The following is a 24,275-nucleotide window of genomic DNA, read 5'->3' as shown; positions in this document are numbered from 1 at the left end:
ATTATTGCATACTTGAAGTAATAGGATTGGCTACATTGTAAATAGCAGCGCCAGCAGAATAATCTTTATTTGGGTCACGTTCACAATCAGGTGGGAATTTTTCTCGTTTATCTTGATAATAGGACATTCGCTTTAATCCCCCTTCTGAAAATTTGCTAAAAGTAACAAACAAAGCGCGACGAGAACCCTGACTATGATTCGGCTCGGAATAATGGGGTAAATAGGAATCAAACAAAACCACATCACCACTCTTACATTCAAGCGGGGACCATACTAAGGTTTCAGCAATATCTTTTTGAATAGAGCCATCAGATTCTTGAGGAAGAATAATTGGTTGATTAGCCCCTCCCTCAACCACCTGCAAGCAACCATTTTCAAGTGTGCAATCATCAATAGCAAGCATCATGGTAATATGAAATTTTTGATTGAAACTTACAAATGCAGGGGCATCCTGATGAGGTTTAAATCCACCGCCCCCGGGGAACTTATAATTAATTTTTTCTTTAAAAATTGCAGCCTGTTCATTCATTAACGCAGATACTAAAGCTAATGTACGCTCACCATTTGCAATGTCATGCATTGACTTATGATAATCAATAAAATTTTCTATACGACAAAGTTGGCGCTGTCCCTGGCTATTTGTTTCAAAATATTTCATCCATTTTCCAGGTGTTTCCGGTAATGCAGTTAACTCATCACACCAATATTTAAGGGATTCCTTGAGATCATTAGTAAAGAAATCAGTTAGCTTAATAAATCCGTGTTCTTTCCAAAATTGTTGCTGCGCTTCTTTTAATTGATAAAACATAATTTTCCTCGCTAAACAGGTAATAACAATGGTTCTTCCAATGAGAGAGTCCTTGAAGCTAATTTTCTTTGTTCTTTTTCCAGTAACCTGGTTAGTATCCACCCACTAAATAATGTAGCTGCCAGAATTCCTGTGGTAAGATAAATACCCAATTTTGCCTGGAAAATAGGTAGGAATACCGTCCCCAAAAATGCACCCAACTTCCCCGCTCCTGCGGTTAATCCATGGCCAGTTGCTTTACAGTCTGGTCTATACAATTGAGCCGGCAATAAATAAGTCGTTAAGCCTGGGCCAAAATTGATAAAAAAATTAAACAAAATAAAACCTGGGAATATGAGATTCATATTGGATGACAGATAACTAATACTGAGAAGGAACAATCCCAGAAAGGACAGCAAAAAACCAATTTTTTGTAATTTTATTAATGACACTCTGGTGACAAAGAAAATCACCGAAAAAGCACCTAAAGAAACAAATAAATTAACCAATAATGTATTTTTTAAGACCGCTGTTTGTGCAGTGACAAAATTAGCTGCGGCAGACATATTAAAGGATTGCAACACATAAGGTGTGAACAGACCTATTCCATAGTAAGAAATATCCAGCAAAAACCAACATAAACAAAGATAAAGCGTAATCTTTATCATTTGGGGAGAAAATATCTTATTGTATTGATGAAAAAAACCTCTATTTGACGTAACTTTTAGTTGCTGATGAGCTTTCCATAAAAAACTTTCAGGTAATCTCGCTCTAAAGAGTAATCCTATTACGGCGGGAATAGAGCCTGAGGCAAACATCAATCGCCATACATCCATATAGGGATACATTTTAAAAAGAATCCAGGCCACAATAACCCCAATAGGAGATGCCAAACAATTTAAAAACATGGCCGTAGCAATTAATTGACTACTTTTGTTTTCAGGGATCATTTCAGCCAAGTAAGCTGCGCAAATGGGGTAATCAGCTCCGACACCAAATCCTAAAAGAAACCGTAAGATACAAAGGGAAGTAATATTCCAGGCACAGGCACTAAATAAGGCGATTAAAACAAAAAATACCAGATTCATAATAAGCATGCTTTTCCTGCCTATCATGTCGGCTAATCGTCCAATCAAAACTGCACCAAACACAGCGCCGAGAGGGGCTGCTGCCTGAGTAAGTCCGATCATCAATGAGGAGGGATGATATAGGGCATTGATAAAGGGCTCAGCAACGGAGGTAATATACAAATCATACCCATCGATAAATAACCCTAACGCACAAACTAGCCATACTCGAATAGTTAAGTGTTTATTATTTTCATCCATGAAAATCTCTGAAGAATCAGTTAGATCTTGGCAACCATTTGTATCACAAGGATTTTTTAAAAACAAATAGTATTATCTTACCCCCAATATTCTAGGCCTTGGGAAATTTTGATTTATCCACTTCAACGACTCTTTCCTTCTCCAATTCGTTCTTCACCTCTTTAAACATTTTTTCCGTTGAAGAGAAGAAAAAAAACAATTGACTAAAAAAATTGGGGGAACGTTTTTGATAAAGTGCCCTACTACTCTTAGTCTTTTGTACCAGAATGCTATCTTTATCGAGATTACGTCCATTTATAATGGTTTTATAAGCAAGAGCGACAAAAAATGTTTTGAATGCTTGTTTTAATCCCAAAATAACTTCAAGAACCATTAATCGAAGTAGTACAACAAGTATTGTAATATGGACTTGCTGAACTCCGTTTAATAGCGATAAAAAATTCATCTTTTTTGTTTATTTTTAAGGGCTATTTTAGTAAGTCTTCGTTCACCAAATTGGGCAGGCACACTTTAATAAAAATAATAAATCATTTATAATAATTATAAATCACAATGACTTAGATTTATACATATTTTTTATATGCCAACAAAAGTGCTTTTCGCCTTTGCAGGGACGGGCGATACAGCAAAAAAAATTCAAGGGATTTATGAAAAAGAAGCATTTAATGACAATGTAATCAGAGTCTACTTTAACGGTTGTCAAGATAAAGCTATTGGTGGTCGAACTCCAGGAATTGGTTATATCAGCCCAAATCTGGATACAGTTGCTCGCAAGCTTCGCAAATGCTTTGATAATGAAGCTAAACTATCTTTAGCTTCATTAAAAAAAGAGTTTGGCACGGCAATCATTGTAGAAGGCGTTACCGGCAATGACACCCAAATTCAGGTAGCTGATATCAGTTTAACCGGTTTTAGTCGTGGTGCTGTAACTACTTTTGCAATAGCCCGCCATTTGGATGATCTAGATATCCCAATGTCCCTTTTTTCAAGGGATCCCGTGCCGGGTGAATCAAAACAAGTTATTCAGGCTGATGAGACAGAGTTTAATAAAAATTTTGATCTGAGGCATTGCCGGAATATAAAAAGTGCAACAGTGATTCTAGGTGTCTATAAAAAAAATGTTAATCCAATCCATAATAAATTTTTTAGACAAATGGTGCCGGTTTTCAACGATGCCTGTAAAACTACAATTTATACTGTCCCAAAAGAAAAACATCTAAGTTGGAGCGTGTTTGCCGCAAATCATCAGCTTGATTATTTACAAAAGCGAGGATTAACATCTGATTTAAATCCACACTCCGAAAAAAAGACATCTCTACACTTTATCCCCAAAATATTACAGCAAAAATTTCACTCTGGGGTTTATGGGCGTCCTCTGGGATTGCCTAGGCGATATAAAGATAAATTACTAGATATTCTCTCTGAGAGTCATTCAACTATCTCAGACTCAGATTCTATAAAAAAGGGGCAAGCGCTTTATGCTCTTGATGCCTCCCCCAATTTTCGCTTTAAATATAAACTTTATCAGGCAATCAAAGGAAACCTTCTCAGCTCAAAAGCCCTTAGAGAATTTTTAGTTGAATTTGAAAATATCAATGAGTATGTTTTTCGTAATTACAGTGGGAATCAGAATGATATTGATCAATTCAAAGCGTCAGTTCATCAATTATTACTTGATTATCCAATAAGCAAAGCAACTCATTCACAAAAGGAAGGATTGCGCCAGGATGTCTTGTCTGCTTTGCATAAATTAAAAGATAAGATTCCCAGGTGTTATTACTCTGACCTACATAACTTTATGACAGTTTTCCTGAAAGATAATGTTATTTTTCATCAAGATTTAGCTAACTATATCAATGAAACAGAGACATTCGCCAGCAAGCCGAATACTACGTCCAAGATGGATCCAATGATGTCTATTGATCAAATCCAAAACGCCTCAATACTTGCCGAAACCCTTTATCATATGTCAGAGCGCTCCCGAGCAAGCAGCTATGAAAAATACGCAAATAATTTACCTCAAATCATAAAAACAGTGAAACAATTAGGGAATATTCTTCGTTTTTTGTCGCCAGTTCAAATTGAGAATACGCTAGAGCATCCCAAAATTATCCAGCTGATAAATACTATCGATGACGTTAATGTTGTAATGGGAAAATTATTTACACACGAGCAACGCAAACAAGTTTTTATAGTAATGAAAGATAGGCTTCCCAAATTGTCCATGAATTTTGAGCAGCTAGGTAAGTTAATGCAGTATCTTTCTTATGATAAAAATAAACAGCTTCTCAATTTAATTTCTTTTGAAAAAATTCGGGCAAAATCGCCTTCAGATATCCTAATGCTTTTTAAGCATTTTAATTCACATCAAATTGAATATTTTTTACCTATAATAGAATCAAAACTTAAAACCTTTTTTTCTAACACTCCTAATCCAAGAGCAATATTTGGTGTGTATAAGTTCTTACAAGAACAAGTAGTAAGCCAAACAGGTAATAGAATACTGACTCAAATCTTTTCCTCCTTACCAATACATGGCCTGGCAGCTAAATCTGATGAAGAGCTGTTTACCGCAGATCCTGAATGTACCGACGAGACAGGAAGCCATATCAGCATAAGAGTTAAATAATACCCCATTAGTTCAGCTTGTTTTTGAGCACTGCAGGTAAGGGTATGAGGTACAGTGTTGAGTATTCTTTTTTAAAAGTAGCCTTGCCTGTTTTTTGGATTAAAGTCCCGGTCAAAGCAAAATCATTATCTGTTATTATTGCTATATGATTTAGTCCAACCAAAGTGATTCCCTCAATTTTATCTTCTTTAACGCCTAAATTATGCAAATTTACAATCAATTGTTTACTAACTATTTTATTTTTATTGGTATTCAACAAGTTTATCAAAAAGATTTTCTTATTTTTTTTAGTTTGCTCTATCACCAGGAAATGATAGGTATCCAAAGCAACCATATCTCCTATTCGCGCCGATTGCTCATCGGGTTTATAGAAATATACTTTTGTCGTCTGACGCTTTTTTATATCAAACTCAATGATTGGTAAGACTTTTTCGTTGCTTATAGGACTTTGTAAAATGGCAAAAGCAGTTTGACCATGCAATGCGATTCCTTCAAAACCTCGATTAAGCTTTCTCTTTTTTATTAGTTCTGGCAATCCTTTTCCAGGTTGAAACCAGTCCACTAATTTTCCTTGAGAAGAAAAATGAATTATAGAGGGACCATACTCATCAACCATCCAATAACCACCATCCCCTGCAATATCAATCCCTTCAAGATCCATTCCTAATTTATCAAATGCCAATGGTTGACCATAGAGATTAACTGGATTTTCCTGCGATTTTTGTCGTGGCAACCCCGTGAGTAACTTCCCTGCAAAATCCTTCAATTTAATTTGTCGTACAATTGTCATAGTTTTTGTGGTCAGGTTAGCCTCCAGAACGACTAAACGAGGAGTAAATTTTGGTAGCATGAAGGGTCGGATAACCACCCCGTTTTTCTTAAATGATTCAGTATTTGGTCCTCTGTCAGTATGCGTTAGAAAAAGTAATTTTCCGTCTGTAGTACTTTTTAAAAAACGAAGGCCAGAAAATCCCCCAATTGCCAATGACTGCTGGGCCGCCGTAGTTCCAAGGCTGTCTGGACTTTTTAATGTAAATTTCACAATGCCATTGGGTAATGCCACATTGATGGCATTTGCACTGAAAGGCAGCCAAATAACAAATAATAAAAACCAGTACACAGTTCTCATTGGATGCCTGCCTAATTTATTTTTTATTTAAACTTACTCAATTTATACCATTATTTCTGAGAAAAACTCAGCCTCTAGGCGAAGAATGCATTACAATTTACAAACAACTTTCAACATGGATTGCTTCACTGCGTTCGCAATTACATTAAATGCTATTAATTTATTTCCTTATCAATGCCTTATAGCTTGATTTAAACCTTTCCGGTAAGATGTGGGCTCTTTAATAGGAAGAAAGCTTTAAGGAGTTTGAATGAAACGGATTTTTGCCTTATCAATCTATTTTTTTATTGCCACTACTCATTCGGCTGTTTTCTCACCGGCTGAAATTAAAACTTTACGACAAAATTTTATTGTCAATATCATGGATACAGGAGCAGTTATTGCCTCGCCTTCCCGATATTATCCCGATTATTATTATGATTGGACACGTGATGCAGCGATCACGATGGATTTAGTAGAAACCTGGTATGAAAAAGAAAAGAAGCCAGAAGATAAAGCACGACTTTTTAACTATGTGCACTGGGTAGAACAGGCACAACACCAAGTCGATACCCTTCCAGGACAAGATATTTTAGGTGAACCCAAATTTTATTTAGATGGACGTGCATTTGATGGACCTTGGGGACGTCCACAAAATGACGGCCCAGCACTTAGAGCATTAACATTAATTCGTTTTGCGCATGCTCTAATTAAGAACAAAGAAATGGATTACGTTCGTACTCATCTGTACAACGGTGGATTAAACCCCAAAACAATGGGAGCGATTAAGATGGATTTAGAATATATCGCCCATCATTGGCAAGAGAAAAACTATGACCTATGGGAAGAAGTTTATGGCGATCATTTTTTTACAGCCATGGTTCAAAGAAAAGCATTACTCGAGGGTGCCAAATTAGCTCGGGAACTCAAAGAAGAAACAACCGCTGCTTTTTATGAAAGTAAGGCTCGTCTCATTGAAGAAAGGCTCCTGAAGCATATTGATAAAGAAAATCTCATTATTCAAGCAAGTCTTGCCCCTCATCCTGGGCCTCAAAAAACGTATGAACTAGATTCAGCGGTCATGCTTGCCGTGTTACTAGGTCATACCGATGACAATCCCTTTCTCCCTGATAATTTTTATGTAAAAAATACTGTTGCAGCCTTGAAAGATCAATTTAAAATGCTTTACCCCATTAATGATAATCATACCGACGCTTTACTGTTTGGTCGTTATCCAGGTGACACTTATGATGGTTATCGCAATGATGGCTTAGGGAATCCCTGGTTTATTTTGACTGCAACAATAGCAGAGTATCATTACAAATTGGCAACCATGCTTCCCAATGACGAGGAACACCGATCCTTGATCGAAGCGAATAGAAATCAAGGTGACAATTATTTAAAACTTATCAAACATTATGCACCGAACTTGCTGATGAGCGAACAAATCAATCTCAACACCGGTATTCAGCAAGGCGCTATTTCCTTAACCTGGAGCTATGTAGCAGTACTTCGAGCAATTGATTTGCGTGAGAAAATTAAGTTGCATTAATTTGAAACATTGTAAGCAATTCACTACTTCGTTGGATTGCTTCATTGCATTCGCGATGACAGAACCACCTTATTACGTAGAACTTCACAAGACTCAGGTGATTTCCATTCCGATTAAACATCAAAAGCCAATGCATTGGACCACTTAACATCTTTTGTTGAGCGCAAGTCATCTGTATTAATCTGCACATGACATTGATCAACTGCGAAGTAATGGCCAACCTCGTTAACCATTATTTTAATTTTTAAATTAAATTCACAAAGAGGAACCACGTTTCCCTCCGTTTCACCGACTACTTCTAATTGATTTTGGCTAATCGCTTTCTCAAGTTCTAAATTATGAGACAAATGATAAAGAGAACAGCCATCGCTACTCATTGTTAAGAATTGCTGTCCAGCATCATCACTATAAGTACAGCTATATATCTTAACTTGAACAGTAGCATAAGGCTCCTCATTGTGCTTGGACCAATTTATATGTCCTTTAACCGAGCCTCGTTCTAATCGTACATTTTCGTTGTCTCTTAAGACAATTGAGTTTGAAAATTCTTCCAGACAAATTGCCTCAAGAAATTGCCCACTAAAATTAAAAATTTTACCGGCTTTAGACTTTGGCTCATCAACACTTCCACCCGCAAATCCTTCGATAGCCTTTTCAATAGCGGTATCTCTATCTAATGAATTTGATTTTGGATATATCGTGGCCCCATAGATTGTCACTCCTTTTCGCCTAAAGTCCTTAATCGCGTTACCATCGGGGAGCTTGTCTTGTTGAGTGGTGGTTTCTAAATCCATAAAGACTTGTGTTTCTTGAAGCTGATCGTGGGTGTAATCAATTTTGCTTACGGGAATCTGTCCTTCAATATGAAGTTTCGCCAACTCATAGTGACTTAATAAGATACTATGCACATTAGTAAAAAAACGGCAAAGGCCTGAGTTTGCAGATATAGAAAATACAGTTGGATTTCCAGATGAGGGAATATGTAGATCGCCTAAAACGCGATAGCGATTATTATCTAGCCATTCACTAAAAGGATAACGAGTACTATGATGAACAATCGAGGTATTTTCTATCTTTTGTAAAGCAAGGATAATTTCATCGATGGTCATGATATTATTTAATTTTAATTGCTCAATGAATTTGTTTACTTCTACAAAATTCTTCGCATCTTTAAAAAAACCATTACTCTTTTTATTAGATTTAATTGTTTCCCATTGTTTGAGGAGATTGTCGATTGCAGTAGTCATAGTAATGAAATTGTGAGTGTCATTACCCCAATAATATGTTATAAAAATTAACATATTATTAAATTATTAATCATTACAGGGAGGCAGCATGTTTTTTAAGCCAGATAAAAAAACCAAAAAATCAGAGACGGAGTATCCCTATGACCTTTTTATTCCTATAGTTGAACAAATTAGAGATTATAAAAATATAAGAACCTGGTGCCTGGCAATGCAATCTAATGTTGCACGCAAATTTTATCCATCCATCGAATTATTAGAACAATGTGAGTCATCACGACTAAGAAGTAATCAACAGCTATCATGCTACATAATTTCTTTAAATACCACTGAATATTCTCAATTGCAAGTTACACCCTCTAATGCACACATACGAGTAGGTTTTTTATCCTTTGAAGCCGAGAGAATTCAAAGCCTAGTCACAATTAATAAAGAAAATAATTTGGAACATGTTAACCCTTTTTATTCAGGGATAAACCAAGCAAGAGCGATAACCTGTGCTGCTTAGACGGCTTTGATATAAGTTGTGTTGTGTCAATCAACCAACACAACTTAGCTATTATTTAACCTGCTACTCGTACACCAAATCGGTTTTTGTAATTGAGCTAACCTCATCTTGATTTCGACCCAAATCACGTAATGCATGCTCCTTCATTAAATGGTCCTCAATCGCCTCTAGACTAAGATTTTTCGTCTCAGGCATGTAATAGTAGGTATAAAAAAGACCTAATAAACAGATTAAAGCGTAGAGCGCGAAGGTAAATTCAATACCAAAGTGATAATGCAAAATTGGGAAACTAAATACGGTCAGTGTATTAAATCCCCAGTTGCTAATTGAAGAAAATCCCATTCCAATGCCGCGCACGTGCAATGGAAAGATTTCTGACATCGCGATATGCGGAACAGGCCCTATGCTAATCGCAAAAGAGAAAATATAAATAGTCAGGCAAGTTACTGAAAGGTAAGCCAATAGAGAAGCCTGATAAAAAGAAAACAGACTTAGAGCTGCCAGACTAACGCAAGCCCCGGTAAAGCCAATCAGTAATAATTTACGCCGTCCAACTTTATCCACGTAGACCATAGCAATGATAGTCACCAGTAAGTTCACTAATCCAATGCCCATTGTTGCTAAAATTTGCCCTACTGTATTCGTGAACCCTAAGTTTTTAAAAATTTCTGGGGCAAAATAAATAATGACATTAATACCACTAAGTTGTTGAAGACAAAATAATGTCATACCTAGTAACAGCACAGACAACAATGGTCTTTTGAATAGAGTTTTCCAGCTACTTCCTTGAGGCTCTTTAGCCAGCGTAGTTTGAATTTCCGCTAATTCATTATGAATTGATTGGTCATTTCGTAAACGCTTCAATGCTTTAGCCGCTTCATCTTTTTTGCCTGCGCTAATTAACCACCGCGGTGATTCTGGTAAAAAGAAAATACCCAGAACAAGAATTAATGCAGGAACCGCACTAGAAGCAAACATCGCCCGCCATGCCTGATGTTCAATCAATACATAGTTGACTGAATAAGCACACACAATTCCAATAGTAATAGCTAACTGATAAACCGCGACAATTGCTCCCCTTAAGTGCATGGGAGCAGTCTCTGCAAGATACAGTGGTGTCGTAACTGCCGCTGTTCCAATGGCAATACCTAACATAAAGCGCGCAAAAATTAGTATCCATTCTTCTGCGGCAATTGCAGTACCTAAAGCACCAACCAAGAAAAGAAGCCCTGCGAAAAAAAGAGTCGAGCGTCGGCCAAAACGTTTAGAAAAACGCGATGCCAACACTAGTCCTATTAACATTGAACCTATTAATGCTCCAAATGGCAATGCAGATGTCATAATCCCAACATCGGTATGTGTCAGGCTAAAATAATTTCTTACTAAATTCAAAGAACCGGCAATAATACCTTCATCATAACCAAACAAAAAACCAGTCACGGATCCAATAATTGCTACTAACCATGCCATGTTTTCATCCTTAAAAAATGTTAAGTCCTTTCAACTCAGAGTTTACGCGTAGCCTGTTGTACTGCATTTGCAGCTAATTCCGTAATACGATGCCAATTTTTTTGTTGAATTGCATCAGCGGGTACAATCCAACTTCCGCCAACACACTCTACATTAGGTAAACTTAGATAGTCCAGATAGTTTTTTTCATTGATTCCTCCTGTTGCACAAAACCGCAACTGAGGAAGTGGTCCATAAATCGCTTTTAACATCGGAATCCCTCCCACCACTTCAGCAGGGAAAAATTTAAAGTGTGTGTATTCAAGTCGAATACCTTCCATAAGCTCGGAAACACTGGAAGCACCTGGAATATAAGGCACTTTTGTATCACGTCCAAGTTGTAGTAGTTCCAAGGTCAGTCCTGGGCTGATCACAAATTGAGCCTCCGCACTAATACAAGCCTCAAATTGTTTCACTCCTGTGACGGTCCCTGCACCTACTATGGCTTCTGGAACTTCACTGCGTAACAAACTAATACATTCAAGAGCTACAGGTGTTCTTAACGTAACTTCCAATACCTTAATTCCTCCGGCTAATAATGCCTTTGCTATAGGAATAGCATCATCAAGTTCATCCAGGACAATCACAGGTATCACCGGACTTAAAGAAAACAGTTTCTTTTCGTCCAGGAAATGATTAAATGTCATAAGTATCCTTTTCCATCACTTGTTTTAAATAAGCCGCAGCGCCTACTAAACCAGGGTATTCAGCAACAATGACATGAGTCGAAATCTTGCGGTTAAATGTGCTTGCTCGCCCTTTATTCTCAAAGCGCATCCTAAAATCACTCTCCTTCATTAAAGGCAGCAATTTAGGGACAATACCTCCGGCAATATAAACGCCCCCCAAAGTTCCCAATGTTAACGCTAAATCCCCCGCATAACATCCAAGGCTGGCAAAAAACTGCATTACTGTTGCGTGTGCTAATTCACACTCATTGTTTAAAGCCAGGGATGCAATTTGCGCTGCGGTCAAGGGCGTTACGTCTTTTTGTTGATACGCGGCCAGAGCCAAATAAAGACTCTCCAAACCTGTACCGGATAACAACCGCTCACAAGAAACATGTCCATATTTTGTAGATAAATGTCGCTGAATAAACCATTCCTGTTCTGTTTGAGCAGCCCAAGTTGCATGCCCTCCCTCACCTGCTAATGGGATAAATTCACTAGCCGTTGGAATTAAATGAGCAACTCCAAGCCCGGTGCCCGCCCCTAAGATGACCATTGGTTTACTTAAATCGGCTGTTCCAGTGCCAATTTGCACTTTTTCATCATTATTCAATAATGGCACACTCATCGCTGCAGCCGTAAAATCATTCATCACTTGCAGCTCGTTAATATTCAACGTTTCTTTCATTTCACGAATTGAAAACTGCCAATGGAAATTAGTCATTCGCACTAAGTCATCAGTCACCGGGCAAGCAATAGCAATAGCCACATATTTGATGGCATAAAGATTTTGATTTTTCTGATAATAAACTAATGCATCACTTAAACTTGGAAAATTTGCACAAGGGTAAACCTCAACTTTATCAGCAATCCAATGATTTAAATCAATACGACTAAAGCGTGCATTTGTCCCACCAATATCAGCAACAATGGCAAATTGATGGCTAGCATCAAAATGATGCTGTGAATTAATCATTGAATGTAAGCCTCAGTGGAGAATAAACAGGAAGCACCTTGTTCAGCTCCAGTTAATTTGGCGCGCAAATTGACAAACATTTCCCTACCCATACCGTAATCGTTTTCAGTGTGATCAATTTTCTCACCAGGACGTTGGGCTAATTCTTCCTCGGAAACTAGAAGTTGGAGGACACCTTTTTTGCTATCGATCAACAGCATGTCCCCAGTTTTAATCTTGGCTATCACTCCTCCCTCTGCTGCTTCAGGAGTAACATGAATTGCAGCAGGGACTTTTCCTGAGGCACCTGACATGCGGCCATCTGTTACTAACGCCACTCTAAAACCTCTATCTTGTAATACACCAAGTGGTGGAGTCAGCTTATGAAGCTCCGGCATGCCGCAGGCTTTTGGACCTTGAAAACGCACTACAACCACGCAATCCTTATTTAATTCACCCGCTTTAAACGCAGCATCAAGTTCATGCTGACTAGAAAAAACCACTGCTGGTGCTTGTATGATTTCTGACCCAGCTTGTAATGAGGATGTTTTGATAACCCCCCGACCGATGTTCCCAGCTAATACCTGTAAGCCCCCCTCGGCTTTGAAAGGATTGGCAGGCGCTCTTAGTACTGTTAAATCCAAAGACTCTTTAGGACCCTCTCTCCAAATCAATTGCTTATTATCCAACACTGGCTCATTAATGTAATGACGTAACCCGAACCCCATGATGGTATTTACGTCTTCATGCAGTAATCCTGCATCGAGCAAACCACGCATTAAATAAGCCATACCACCTGCTTGCTGAAATTGATTGATATCAGCGTCCCCATTGGGGTAAATGCGAGCAATCAACGGTATAACACTCGATAACTGCGCAAAATCATCCCAGTTAATCTTTATCCCGGCAGCACGTGCAATTGCGACTAAATGCATGGTGTGATTCGTTGAGCCTCCTGTTGTTAGCAAGGCAATCATGCCATTCACAATGACTTTTTCATCCACTATTTTAGCAATCGGTAAATAGTTATCACCTAAATGCGTCAATTGAGTAACTTGACGACCCGCAGCCTGGGTCAGCGCATCTCGCAGGGACGTTCCTGGATTAACAAACGAAGCACCAGGAAGATGCAATCCCATCGTTTCAACAATTAATTGATTTGAATTTGCAGTTCCATAAAATGTGCAGGTACCCGGGGCATGATAGGAAGCAGCCTCAACATCCAGCAAAGCATCCTTGCCCACTTTCCCTTCGGCATAAAGTTGGCGAATGCGGGCTTTTTCTTTATTCGCAATGCCAGAGGGCATAGGGCCTGCAGGCACAAACACAAAGGGCAAATGTCCAAAAGTTAACGCAGCAATTAACAACCCGGGAACGATTTTATCGCAAATACCGAGCATTAAACCGCCATCAAACATATTATGGGACAATGCAATAGCAGCCGACATCGCTATAACATCTCGACTTATAAGACTTAACTCCATTCCAGGCTGCCCTTGAGTAACACCATCACACATTGCAGGTACTCCACCTGCAAACTGCGCTACACCCCCTGCTTCAAGAATCGCAATTTTTAGTATTGCGGGGTATTTTTCATAGGGTTGATGAGCTGAAAGCATGTCATTATAGGCGGAAATAATGGCTATATTGGGCTTGGTTGATGCACGGAGAATGGCCTTTTCATGCGCTTGACACGACGCAAAACCATGAGCCAAATTGCCGCACTGCAAAGTGGCACGATGTGGACCTCGCTCAAATGCTTTATCCATTTGATTCAGATAATGCGCACGGGATTCTTTGCTTCGAGCAATAATTTGCTCGGTGACTTTTTTGATAACTGGGTGCATCTAATACCTCGCCCTAAGGTGAATACATAATTTGAATATTTGCAGTTGGATGATGGATAAAAGCTCGAATAGGCATCTCTAACGGATTGGTATCAGCCATCGCCTTGTTGAGAACCTCTAATTTTTTCTTACCCACTAAATGTAAATAAATCATCCTACTATTTAACAACCGTGTTTTGCTGAGTGAAATCCTTCGGTATGGTGCAGTTGTTGGTTGCACCATTAACGCCGGTGTGTGCGTGTCAGCAAGACCCGCTTTAATTTCTGCACTACAGGGAAACAATGAGGCGGTGTGTCCATCCTCTCCCATCCCAAGAATCACCACATCAAAGGTAGGCATGTTTGCAAGACGAGTCATTAGCTCATCGGTTCCTTCATTTTTTTCACTGTACAAGCTAATAAAAGTGGCTTTCTCTGCTTTATTTTTTAGTAAATAGGTTCTTAACAAATGTTCGTTACTATCGCTCTCACTTGGGTTTAACCAACGTTCATCCGTTAAAACAATAGTCACACAATTCCAATTCAAATTGGTTTCAGCAAGCTTCTGGAATAGACCTACTGGTGTCTTACCTCCTGATACTGCCAAATAAGCGCTACCTCGCTCAGTGATCGCTTGTGTTAGCAGTTGCGCAATGTCTTGTGCAAACTGTTGATTAAGCTGGTCGGTATCAACAAAATGGTGGAGTTGCATCATTATTCGTCCCAATTACGCCCGCCTCGAGCTAACAGTGATGTAGCAGCAACAGGCCCCCAAGTCCCTGCCTGGTAAGGTGCTGGTGCTTCGTTAAAGTTACGCCAAGCGTCCAAAATACTATCGACCCAAGTCCAGGCTTGTTCTACTTCGTCACGACGCACAAACAAATATTGATTACCAAGCATTACCTCAAGCAACAAACGCTCATAGGCATCAGCAATACGTTGGGATTTAAACGTTTCATCAAAACTTAAATCCAATTTTGATTGTTGCAGCTGCATGGTTTCACCAAGCCCAGGTATTTTATTCATGATTTGAATTTCAACACCTTCATCCGGTTGTAAACGAATAATTAATTTATTAGGTGTTAAGTGCTTATAGATTTTTTGAAATATATTATGCGGTTGTGGTTTAAAACAAATGACAACTTCACTATGCTTCTTAGGCATGCGCTTGCCAGTCCGCAAATAAAATGGAACGCCTGCCCAACGCCAATTATCAATATCCACTTTAAGGGCTACGAAAGTTTCCGTTTTACTGTTTTGCCTCGCATCCGCTTCTTCAAGATAACCTGGTACAGCCTTACCATTCACGAAACCACGAACATATTGTCCCCGCACCGTATTTTCTTGAACGTTAGCAAGATTGATAGGCCGCAGTGCTTTTAATACTTTCAGTTTTTCATCACGAATGCTATCCGCATCAAGATTCTGCGGAGGCTCCATGGCTATGAGTGATAGAATTTGCAAAAGATGGTTTTGTACCATATCACGGGTTTGGCCAGCATCGTCGTAATATCCCCACCGCCCTTCAACACCAACTTCTTCTGCCACAGTAATTTGCACATGATCAATAGCAGTATTGTCCCAATGCGACGAGAAAATAGCATTTGCAAAACGCAAGACCAGTAAATTTAATACTGTTTCTTTACCCAAATAGTGATCGATTCGATAAATCTGACTTTCATTAAAATATTTCGAAACTTCATCATTAATCACTATCGAAGATGCTAAATTATGACCAATCGGCTTTTCTAGAACTACACGTGCAGGCTCTTTCGCAAGTCCAACCAACGATAAGCCTTGGCAAATTTGGCCAAACAGAGAAGGAGGTGTCGCAAAATAGCTAACAGGTACACGAGAGCAAGGTTGAGTAACCGAGAGAAGACTTTCATAATCCGCGGCTTGTGTTAAATCAATTTTTACATAATTTAACCTCTGCTGCAGGCGCATCCATACTTGGCTCTCTATTGTTCCGCCTAAAAATTTTTGCAGTTTAGTTTCCACAAGATTGATATAGCTTTGAGTAGTCAAATCATCTCGGGCTACACCTGTAATTTGCGTATCAGGATGCAGTAAATCTGCTTTTTCGAGTTGATAAAGTGCGGGTAATAACTTGCGAGTCGCTAAATCACCTAAAGTCCCAAATAAAATTAAATCACAGGCTTGTTTATTACCTAAAGTTCTTGTCATTGTTTAATCCTTGACTTAATGCCTTCTATAAGCGATGACTCAAGCATCTTTGCCGCTTGAGTTAGCTACAGAAAGTGGAATTAATTCTACAGCACTCAACGTTAGCGTCAACCTCTTAATTTTTCTAATTTTTGCCATTAAAAATTCCCCTCCCACATATCTAATTGCATCGGTGAGGTTGTTTTTTTATTTTTCCTGAATTTCTCTGAATTGAGTTCAGGAAGTGAATGAGTATTTAAATTAAATCGTTTACAGGCCAAACGGAAACGAGTTTCTATTAAATTGGCAAACTCCCCCTCGCCTCGCATTCTTTTGCCAAAGGTAGCATCATATTCTTTGCCACCTCGCATCTGGCGAATAAGACTCATGATGTGTTCAGCACGCTGGGGAAAATGAGTGGCTAACCATTCTTTAAACAAATCCTTAACTTCATAAGGTAATCTAATTAATACATAACTTGCATGCCGAGCACCCGCTTCGCTTGCTCCCTGCAATATTTTTTCAATTTCCACATCATTAATCATGGGAATAACAGGAGCAACCATGACGCGTACAGGGATATTTTTTTCAGCGAGATGTTTTACAACCTTAAGCCTTGCTGAAGGTGTTGACGTTCGTGGCTCCATAATATACTTGAGTTTAGGGGAAAGCGACGTGATGCTCACAGCTACTCTAATCAAGTTATCTTTAGCCATATCCTCTAAAATATCGCTATCACGTTCAACCAATGAATTTTTCGTAATGATAATCACAGGATGTCTATACTCGCTAAGAACTTCAAGAATACTTCGCGTAATCTTTAACTTGGATTCAGCCGGTTGATAGGGGTCTGTATTCGCCCCTAATACAATGGGTTTGCAAGTATATCTTGGTTTGCTAAGTTCTTCTCTTAGTAATGCAGCCGCATTCACTTTGTAAAAAATCTTTGTTTCAAAATCGAGGCCAGGCGATAAATTCATATAGGCATGGCTAGGTCTGGCATAACAATAAATACAACCATGCTCACAACCTCGATAAGGATTTATTGATTGCTCAAAGCCAAGATCGGGAGAGTCATTACGGGTAATAACGGATTTAGATGCCTCGGGCAATAGAAATGTTTCCAATGGCGGAAGGTCGTCTTCTTCCAACTCCCAGCCATCATCAAAATTTTCATAAGACAGCGTTTCAAATCGTCCCTCAGAATTACTGAGGGCGCCGCGATTTTTTGTTGGCGCTTTATTTTTCATGACCAGGCAACCAGAGAATCACCGTGATCATAAGATAACATGATTTTGTCGTTTTGAGAGTAAAATTCAATCATTACGAAAACTTTTTGATTCCTGTCGCAAAAATCTTCAGTTTCTTACAATTTAGCCTACCCCACGTGCCTCGGCTTGTCCGAGGCACCCAGGAAGAAAAACCCAAAATTTTTGTAAATGATTATTATTCTTATCTATCTATGCAACTCTATTCTTTTAATCAAGAAGAGAGAAATGAAGGGACTTTTCAAGTTAGCCGTAGGATGCCTAATTCTTGGTGCCTCAGCAGTTGGTTTTGCGGCCACTAAAACTGACATGACTAAAAATTGAACTTGCACGACCAATGCCAGCAGGAGTTCTGTTGAATCTTAAAAAGCAGCTGATGAAAAATTGGCGGAAACAAAAGCATCAGCAAGCAATGCCTTTACTGCTGCTGCAGACAATTGTCGCGATTGCACAAAAATTACCTGTGAGGTAGACGATTAATCCTAGGGGCATACTCACTATGCCCTTTCATTCATGATTAAGGAATAAGCATGAATTTAATTACCCTATTGATTGTAATCATCATTTTGTTAGCTGTACTTCCAGCATGGCCCTACAGTAGAGGATGGGGATATCGCCCGTCTGGCCTGGTTGGTCTTTTACTGATTATTCTTATAGTTTTATTATTGCTTGGAAAAATTTAATCGTTTAATCCTTCTCCTGCGTTTCCATTACACATGGATCAAGTAAAAAAGCCCTCGTATTAAGAGGGCTTTTCGATTAAAGAACACTTCGGCTGCAATATTTCCTTATGAATTGATTTTCCTTGAAGACACTGTGGTTTTAAAGGAGCTTTTATTGTCTAGTCTTGGGCATTTAGCTTTGACATTACCCTGTCTACAAAGAAAATTTCCTTGTAAAAATGCTTTCGCTAGCGGACAAGCACGTATTTTCCCTGGTGGATGGTATAAGAATAACCGTCACGATAAACCACACCAGTACGACGGAAAGTCATTGTGTCTTGATAACTGGCTCTTTGACCGTTTAAAACCGTGACACCTCTAACAACCGTGGTTCCTACAGTGTGGGTAGTGTTCCCAACATAGCCTACACCTGTACTGACTAAATTATGGCTTGTTGTTCCTACCTGATTAAAAGTGCCACAACTCATAAGGCCAATGGACAAGATACTCAGGGACGTTATTAACGGTAATTTTCTCATTTTTCACTCCTTGAAAAATTGGTTAGCTTTCCGTTTCTAAAGAAAACATATTTAATTATAGACCAGGCGAAACACAATGCATAAAATTTATTCAATTAAATCACATGAAAAGGCTTTTCCCAAAGTTGCTAAACCAATTCTGCAATTAAATTTTGATAAAGATTTTATTACGATAAAGCAATGTCATTATGAGCAACCAAAATAAGGTGTAACTCAGAGCATACAACAAGGCCGCGTTTTGCAAGGAAGCCCAGCCAAAAAGCTGCCCAGTGATGAATGCACGCAAATTACCGGGAGGTATTTTGATCATAAATTGAACTTTTAAAAAAAACACATGCAAAATATACGCAGCCAGTGCGTTAACACCAAAAATTTCAAATGGCTTTGACCAAGTTTTCCAGTGTTTTATATCAATCAACCAATAGCATAAACCTAACGTGAAAAGAGCTAATCCACCAGTAAATAACACATAGGAGCTTGTCCAAAGGGCTTTATTAATTGGAAACCACAAACCCCATATCCAGCCTACTATTACACTTAATATTCCAGCAATAAGTAATCCAGTACATTTCTGGGCAGCGTTGCGAGTGGAAACTAGCCAATATCCCACTAAATTCCCTAGTATACCCGTTGCAATAGCTGGGAGCGTGCTCAATAGCCCTTCAGGATCAAAAACTTTACCGTACAAATGGGGAGCAGAAAAAAACATACGATCCAAAGCTGCGGCCAAATTTCCTTCTGGAGTAAGGTTACCTGGGCCATAACCTTTAACAGGAATCAGAGTCATTAATAACCAATAACCAACTAGTATAAGCGTGAACAAAATGATCTGAGTTGTAATACGGGTCGTTAAAAATAATAAAGCACAAACAAAATAGCAAATAGCAATCCGTTGTAATACACCGTATACACGCAAGGTTGCTAAATCAAAATGGTAAGGAAACGCATTAAGCAATAAGCCTAGAAAGAAGATAATTAAACTGCGTCGAATAATTTTAGGTAGCAATTCTCGCGATGTTAAACCATACGTTTTCGCTTTTGTTAATGAAAAAACTAGCGAGACACCTACAATGAAAATAAAAAAAGGAAAAACCACATCAGCCAGGGTGCAGCCATTCCAGGCAGAATGTTCTAGCCAGAAATATGAACTATCATTCCCCGGGCTATTCACAAGAATCATTAATGCAATAGTTAATCCACGGAATACATCAAGTGCTAGCAAGCGAGGGGATTTTTTTTCGGAATTAGTCATAACTACTGAACAACATTGCCCACTCAAGAATCTAGCAAGCATAACGAATTCGTTTAATTTTATAAACTAATTCTTAATCATTGCAGGATATTCCCAGTAGATTTAATCCTCTTTCAATATCATCAGGCATTGTAGGTCTTGCCAAGAGGTACTCCCCTGTATGATTTGTCCACTCTTCTCTTGCAGTACGATAGGCATCTTCCCATTCTTTTTCACTGTAATCCCCCCTGCCGACATACATGAGGGCCACTAAGGTTACTTGTTGGTCAGGACGCAAATCATTAATCGCTTGAGTAACCTCTTGATAAACAAGATCATCACTGTAATCTGCAAGCACATAGGATGCATCCATATCATCAGTTACGTCAGGGAAACTCACGTTTTCCTTTGCTTGAAACTGTCGTGCTTTAAGGAGCAAGTCACAAATTATTCCTGAATTAAGATTTAACATAAATCACTCCTTAATTTATGTCCTCTCCTTATAAATTTATTCCATCCGATATAAAAACACAATGTTCATGATATTGACAACCGAAAATCAGATGAATAAATTAATGACTTAATTGTTCAATTTGTTGTAAATGATCAATTATGTCTTGCATTTTTCTGATCATTATGAGATCATTTTGACCTTCTTTAAATCATTTCCATTAAAGTAGTAACCTATGAAACCTGAAGATTTACAGCAACTTCTTTCTACACATGACAGCTTGTTACAAGGCCATAGAAATGTTCTCGGTAAACATTCGAGATGGAATATTAATGATCTAATTCATAGACCACCTTCTAAGGAACTAAAACCCTTTGAGGCAACATGGCAGACAACTGCTCAGACAGCAGATTCTCAGACATTAAAGTCAATAGAACAATTGCAATTACTTATCGAGAAACATGCGACAAAGGGAAGATATAATGACTCTCTTTTAGTAGTAAATAAATTACTTAAAAGTCTAAAAGGAGAGAAAGAGCTCTTGGAAAATGCATTCTCATCAGATGTTTTGACGAAAAAACCAAAACACATTCCTACCCAGGCGGAGTTTCTTGAAACACTTCATAAGCTCTACAATGAGGAATTGAGTCTACGGTTAAATATCAGCACCTATTATGCTATTTTAGGCGCTGTAATTAATGGATTAAAACACTTTCTTCCTATTCCAAAGGATATCGATGCTTCAGCATTAGATTCAATCTGCGAGCAAGTATCAAGCGCCCAAACACAATTAAAGCAAGCCTTGGTTGATTATGCTGAAATTAAAGTTATCGTTCGTAATCATCTCGCTGATATAGAGCCACAGCTTGCTACACAAGATAAAACTGCAAGCACTTCTGAAGCAAGTGAGTCAGTACGCTCGGAAAATTCTGAGTCCGGAGCAAATGATTCAAATAAGGGGCCTCATGCATCATATAAAGCCTTTGCTAAAAAGAATTCTCGCCCTCGTAATTCATTATCTTTATTAAAAAGTGAATTGGATATTGCTTCCAGTGAGGGGAGTTTATCGTCAGTGAAAGAAGTAGAAGCATTGGATACTGAGGAAGACACCTATACTCAAGCTACCGGCTCAACTATTACAGACTCTACTTCGACCAAAGAAACAAAAGCGCAAAAGACAGAAGGGCAAATTCGATTTGAGGTAGCGCTTGCAGCCCTGGCAGTCAAGGTTGCTGATTTGCATAGAAGAGCAGAAACTAACAGCCATTATAAGGATGCCAAGGAAAAATCATGGATACTTTATCAAACTTTGGTTGAAGCGCATAGAGATTTTCATATTGAGAAAACGCTCACTGTCGATGCATTTAAGAAACAATGTAATGATGCAATTGTTAATGCTCGTCCTGTATTAGCAAAGCATCGGGGATGGACTGAAACATTGCTTAATATGGCATATATTGTCTTGTCCGTTGCAAGTTTTGGTACTGCGAATGTTATTAGTTATTTGGCAACTGACAAATGGCGTTTCTTACCTACAGCCAAAAATACGGACTCTGAAACTAAGCTCGACCAGTTTGCTGCTGTTCTGCAAACACTTTCTTGATTTAAATAACCCACAGACTCCTATGTCTGTGGGTTATTTTCTATACCCTTTGTACTTCTTAACCCTCTAACCGGAATATCAATCTCATAGATATAGTGTTGAATAATTTGCTTGGCCTGTTCACTCGTTAAGGGTTTTGTAAGCGCCCCTTCCATAAAATAATCAACACAATCATATTTCACGATATCCGCTTCAAAGCCAGTTAAAGCAATAATCGGTACACGATATCCTGTTTTATCTTCCATTTTACGAATCTGTTTGGAAACTACATAACCGGAAGTACCCTCAAGGCCAATATCCATGAAGACCAAGTCATATTTCCCGGGTTTAAACAGACTAATCGCCTTTTCCCCAGAGTCAGCTACATCAACATGACAATCTAATTGCATCAGTAGCGCTTGTGCAGCTTTTTGAGCAATCGAGTTATCTTCCACCATAAGAATTTTAGGTATCTTTTTTGAAAATTCCGCCTTGGAATGCCTCATCACGGGAACTGTGTGAGACTTGACATTATCTTCCTGTAACTGGTTTTTAATTTTAGCTAATTGCTCTTCCATGCGTTTATAGGCTGTGACATCTGATAAAATGACAACTAATCCGATTACATTTTTCCCCTCATCAAAGATAGGTACTCTTGTTGATTCAAAGTAAACAACATCATCTTTGGATCGAAGAATAGGTGCTTCATTTGGATTGTTCACCGTCTCACTCGAGAGCAACGCATTAATATCATCCCGTTTAAACATTTGGGTACGCTCTTCAGACCAGGGTAAACGCTCAGTCATCTCTTTATAAGTTTTACCCACCAAGTCTTCCATCTTATCCATTCCCACAAGATGCAAAAAGTTAGCATTAGCACCAACGAATGTGCAATTTTTATCCAACACGTACACGAGATTTGGCATTGCCGCTAGGATATCTTTGCTATATTGATGGATAATTTCAGACTCGTCCTTGCGTTTAATATGAGACATGACAACCATTCTCCCAAGATTATGATTATGCTTGTAAAAGTATAGTACATAGATAATTAATCGTGGGGGCTTGTACACATCTTTAAAATGTCTTTGACAATATTATTTATTGTATTAACAAATTATAATCATTCTTTTTAATATCCAAGACTTAAATGATACTTTTTAAACAACTTTCCAATAGCGATATACCAACCCTCCATGGATGGCTTCAACTTCCTCATGTTCGTGAATTTTGGGATGACGGCCATCGAAAACAGCGTCAGGTTAAGCAATATTATTTAAAATATGACGGTGTCTTGCGGTTTATGGTCATGATAGGCGGCGAACCTGTTGGCTATATACAGCGCTACTCTATTGATAAAAAACACCCCTTTTGGAAATATACCCAAAGCTATCCTAGTGCAGGAATAGACTTATTTATAGGGAATACCCAATTTCTCGGCAAAGGGTGGGCAGTAAAAATTCTTGCCAGTTTTATTAAACACTATTGTTCTACTGCTGCAGAAATCATTGTCGATCCAGAAAAGACTAATCATAAAGCAATTCGTAGTTATTCGAGACTTGGTTTTCAAAATCTTGCTGAATTTACTGTGAATAAAAAGAAATACCAAATTATGGCCATGGAGAGCCAGGTTCAAGCGCCTAAACGCATTATGATTATTGGCAAACCGGGAAGTGGAAAATCGACTTTTGCAGTATCTCTAAAACGAAAACTCGCCTTGCCCTTGTTTCACCTCGACAAATTTTTCTTTGAGGCCAACTGGGTTGAGCGCAAGAGTAATGAATTTCTTTCAATTCAAGAAGAAATTGTTAATCAAAATTCCTGGATCATTGATGGAAACTCAATAAAATCGCTTGAGTTACGGTACAGTAAAACAGATATTTGCCTTTATTTTAATTTTCCCCGCAGATTATGTTATTGGCGTCTCTTAAAACGATTCGTAAAACCTAACTCAATCCTTGATGATAGGGCTCCGGGCTGTAAAAATACTATCCGCTGGGCATTATTGAAATACTTATGGAGTTATGAAGACAAGGTAAGCGGACAATTGCTGGAGTTACGAGAACGGTATTCACACGTGAATTTTATTGAAATTCGATCCAGTCGAGATTTAGCAGCACTGGAAAAATATGTACTCATGTTAGGATCTGTTGATAATTAACAAGATTGAGGTCTCGCGATTCATCCACAGCATTCGATGTATCCCGCGGACAAGCCGCGGGACGTGGGGTGTAAATGAGGTCAATTAAGTTTCATCAGGGG

General features: G+C 38.6%; 22 protein-coding genes. 6 read left to right on the top strand and 16 right to left on the bottom strand.

Going from position 1 to position 24,275, the window contains the following annotated elements:
• Window position 1: 1 nt before the first annotated feature.
• From LHA_RS07095 to LHA_RS07085, 3 genes are all read right to left on the bottom strand, one after another.
• Window positions 2-808, bottom strand: coding sequence for a phytanoyl-CoA dioxygenase family protein (locus LHA_RS07095; RefSeq protein WP_045105920.1), 807 nt, complete (start codon window positions 806-808; stop codon window positions 2-4).
• Between the two features lie 11 nt (window positions 809-819).
• Window positions 820-2,115 carry an MFS transporter gene (locus LHA_RS07090; protein WP_045107456.1) on the bottom strand — a complete coding sequence of 432 codons (1,296 nt, stop codon included), beginning with the start codon at window positions 2,113-2,115 and terminating at the stop codon, window positions 820-822.
• Between the two features lie 91 nt (window positions 2,116-2,206).
• Window positions 2,207-2,560: a hypothetical protein gene (locus LHA_RS07085; protein WP_045105919.1), complete on the bottom strand. Its 354-nt coding sequence runs from the start codon at window positions 2,558-2,560 to the stop codon at window positions 2,207-2,209.
• 135 nt (window positions 2,561-2,695) lie between these two features.
• Between LHA_RS07085 and LHA_RS07080 the strand changes: the two genes are divergently transcribed.
• Entirely contained in the window at window positions 2,696-4,744 is a 2,049-nt protein-coding gene (locus tag LHA_RS07080) for a hypothetical protein (RefSeq protein WP_045105918.1), read from the top strand.
• 7 nt (window positions 4,745-4,751) lie between these two features.
• Here LHA_RS07080 and LHA_RS07075 read toward each other — a convergent pair whose 3' ends face one another.
• Window positions 4,752-5,873, bottom strand: a complete 1,122-nt coding sequence (locus LHA_RS07075; RefSeq protein WP_082060313.1) for an esterase-like activity of phytase family protein — start codon at window positions 5,871-5,873, stop codon at window positions 4,752-4,754.
• Window positions 5,874-6,123: 250 nt separating this feature from the next.
• Here LHA_RS07075 and LHA_RS07070 point away from each other — a divergent pair, with 250 nt between their 5' ends.
• Complete coding sequence (locus tag LHA_RS07070) at window positions 6,124-7,404, top strand: glycoside hydrolase family 15 protein (RefSeq protein WP_102046639.1); 1,281 nt, start codon at window positions 6,124-6,126, stop codon at window positions 7,402-7,404.
• Between the two features lie 113 nt (window positions 7,405-7,517).
• On the opposite strand, the gene LHA_RS16025 is transcribed toward LHA_RS07070, so the two are convergent.
• Complete coding sequence (locus LHA_RS16025; protein ID WP_147292324.1) at window positions 7,518-8,651, bottom strand: hypothetical protein; 1,134 nt, start codon at window positions 8,649-8,651, stop codon at window positions 7,518-7,520.
• An 88-nt stretch (window positions 8,652-8,739) separates the two neighbouring features.
• Here LHA_RS16025 and LHA_RS07060 point away from each other — a divergent pair, with 88 nt between their 5' ends.
• On the top strand, window positions 8,740-9,156 hold the full coding sequence (locus tag LHA_RS07060) for a hypothetical protein (protein ID WP_045105916.1): 417 nt from the start codon (window positions 8,740-8,742) through the stop codon (window positions 9,154-9,156).
• Between the two features lie 63 nt (window positions 9,157-9,219).
• On the opposite strand, the gene LHA_RS07055 is transcribed toward LHA_RS07060, so the two are convergent.
• The 7 genes from LHA_RS07055 to LHA_RS07025 form a co-directional block, all read right to left on the bottom strand.
• Window positions 9,220-10,626, bottom strand: coding sequence for a sugar porter family MFS transporter (locus tag LHA_RS07055; protein WP_045105915.1), 1,407 nt, complete (start codon window positions 10,624-10,626; stop codon window positions 9,220-9,222).
• 35 nt (window positions 10,627-10,661) lie between these two features.
• Window positions 10,662-11,312: a bifunctional 4-hydroxy-2-oxoglutarate aldolase/2-dehydro-3-deoxy-phosphogluconate aldolase gene (locus LHA_RS07050; protein ID WP_045105914.1), complete on the bottom strand. Its 651-nt coding sequence runs from the start codon at window positions 11,310-11,312 to the stop codon at window positions 10,662-10,664.
• Window positions 11,302-12,309 (bottom strand): glucokinase, encoded by a 1,008-nt coding sequence (gene glk / locus LHA_RS07045; protein WP_045105913.1) that lies wholly within the window; start codon window positions 12,307-12,309, stop codon window positions 11,302-11,304. The genes LHA_RS07050 and glk overlap by 11 nt, the downstream gene beginning before the upstream one ends.
• Window positions 12,306-14,135, bottom strand: a complete 1,830-nt coding sequence (gene edd, locus LHA_RS07040) for a phosphogluconate dehydratase (RefSeq protein WP_045105912.1) — start codon at window positions 14,133-14,135, stop codon at window positions 12,306-12,308. The genes glk and edd overlap by 4 nt, the downstream gene beginning before the upstream one ends.
• Window positions 14,136-14,148: 13 nt before the next feature.
• Complete coding sequence (pgl, locus tag LHA_RS07035) at window positions 14,149-14,829, bottom strand: 6-phosphogluconolactonase (protein WP_331709230.1); 681 nt, start codon at window positions 14,827-14,829, stop codon at window positions 14,149-14,151.
• Complete coding sequence (gene zwf / locus LHA_RS07030; protein ID WP_045105911.1) at window positions 14,829-16,301, bottom strand: glucose-6-phosphate dehydrogenase; 1,473 nt, start codon at window positions 16,299-16,301, stop codon at window positions 14,829-14,831. Before zwf ends, pgl begins: the two co-directional genes overlap by 1 nt.
• A gap of 137 nt (window positions 16,302-16,438) precedes the next feature.
• Window positions 16,439-17,530 carry a PA0069 family radical SAM protein gene (locus LHA_RS07025; RefSeq protein ID WP_045105910.1) on the bottom strand — a complete coding sequence of 364 codons (1,092 nt, stop codon included), beginning with the start codon at window positions 17,528-17,530 and terminating at the stop codon, window positions 16,439-16,441.
• Window positions 17,531-18,078: 548 nt separating this feature from the next.
• Here LHA_RS07025 and LHA_RS16540 point away from each other — a divergent pair.
• Window positions 18,079-18,231, top strand: a complete 153-nt coding sequence (locus LHA_RS16540; protein ID WP_082060312.1) for a DUF3309 family protein — start codon at window positions 18,079-18,081, stop codon at window positions 18,229-18,231.
• 227 nt (window positions 18,232-18,458) lie between these two features.
• Here LHA_RS16540 and LHA_RS07020 read toward each other — a convergent pair whose 3' ends face one another.
• From LHA_RS07020 to LHA_RS07010, 3 genes are all read right to left on the bottom strand, one after another.
• Window positions 18,459-18,749 carry a hypothetical protein gene (locus tag LHA_RS07020; RefSeq protein WP_045105909.1) on the bottom strand — a complete coding sequence of 97 codons (291 nt, stop codon included), beginning with the start codon at window positions 18,747-18,749 and terminating at the stop codon, window positions 18,459-18,461.
• 145 nt (window positions 18,750-18,894) lie between these two features.
• The gene (locus LHA_RS07015; RefSeq protein ID WP_045105908.1) at window positions 18,895-20,001 is read right to left on the bottom strand and encodes an acyltransferase family protein; all 1,107 of its coding nucleotides are present in this window, start codon (window positions 19,999-20,001) and stop codon (window positions 18,895-18,897) included.
• Window positions 20,002-20,074: 73 nt separating this feature from the next.
• On the bottom strand, window positions 20,075-20,452 hold the full coding sequence (locus LHA_RS07010; protein WP_045105907.1) for a DUF3775 domain-containing protein: 378 nt from the start codon (window positions 20,450-20,452) through the stop codon (window positions 20,075-20,077).
• A gap of 214 nt (window positions 20,453-20,666) precedes the next feature.
• Between LHA_RS07010 and LHA_RS07005 the strand changes: the two genes are divergently transcribed.
• Entirely contained in the window at window positions 20,667-22,034 is a 1,368-nt protein-coding gene (locus LHA_RS07005) for a hypothetical protein (RefSeq protein ID WP_045105906.1), read from the top strand.
• A 20-nt stretch (window positions 22,035-22,054) separates the two neighbouring features.
• On the opposite strand, the gene LHA_RS07000 is transcribed toward LHA_RS07005, so the two are convergent.
• Window positions 22,055-23,008, bottom strand: coding sequence for a response regulator (locus tag LHA_RS07000; RefSeq protein ID WP_052673630.1), 954 nt, complete (start codon window positions 23,006-23,008; stop codon window positions 22,055-22,057).
• Window positions 23,009-23,163: 155 nt separating this feature from the next.
• On the opposite strand from LHA_RS07000, the gene LHA_RS16535 reads away from it, so the two are divergent.
• Entirely contained in the window at window positions 23,164-24,174 is a 1,011-nt protein-coding gene (locus LHA_RS16535) for a GNAT family N-acetyltransferase (RefSeq protein WP_082060311.1), read from the top strand.
• Window positions 24,175-24,275 lie beyond the last annotated feature (101 nt).

It is taken from the genome of Legionella hackeliae (assembly GCF_000953655.1).
Classification (GTDB): Bacteria; Pseudomonadota; Gammaproteobacteria; order Legionellales; family Legionellaceae; genus Tatlockia; species Tatlockia hackeliae.
The sequence above is the reverse complement of the archived record's forward strand: the minus strand, read 5'-3'. Positions and strand labels throughout refer to the sequence as shown.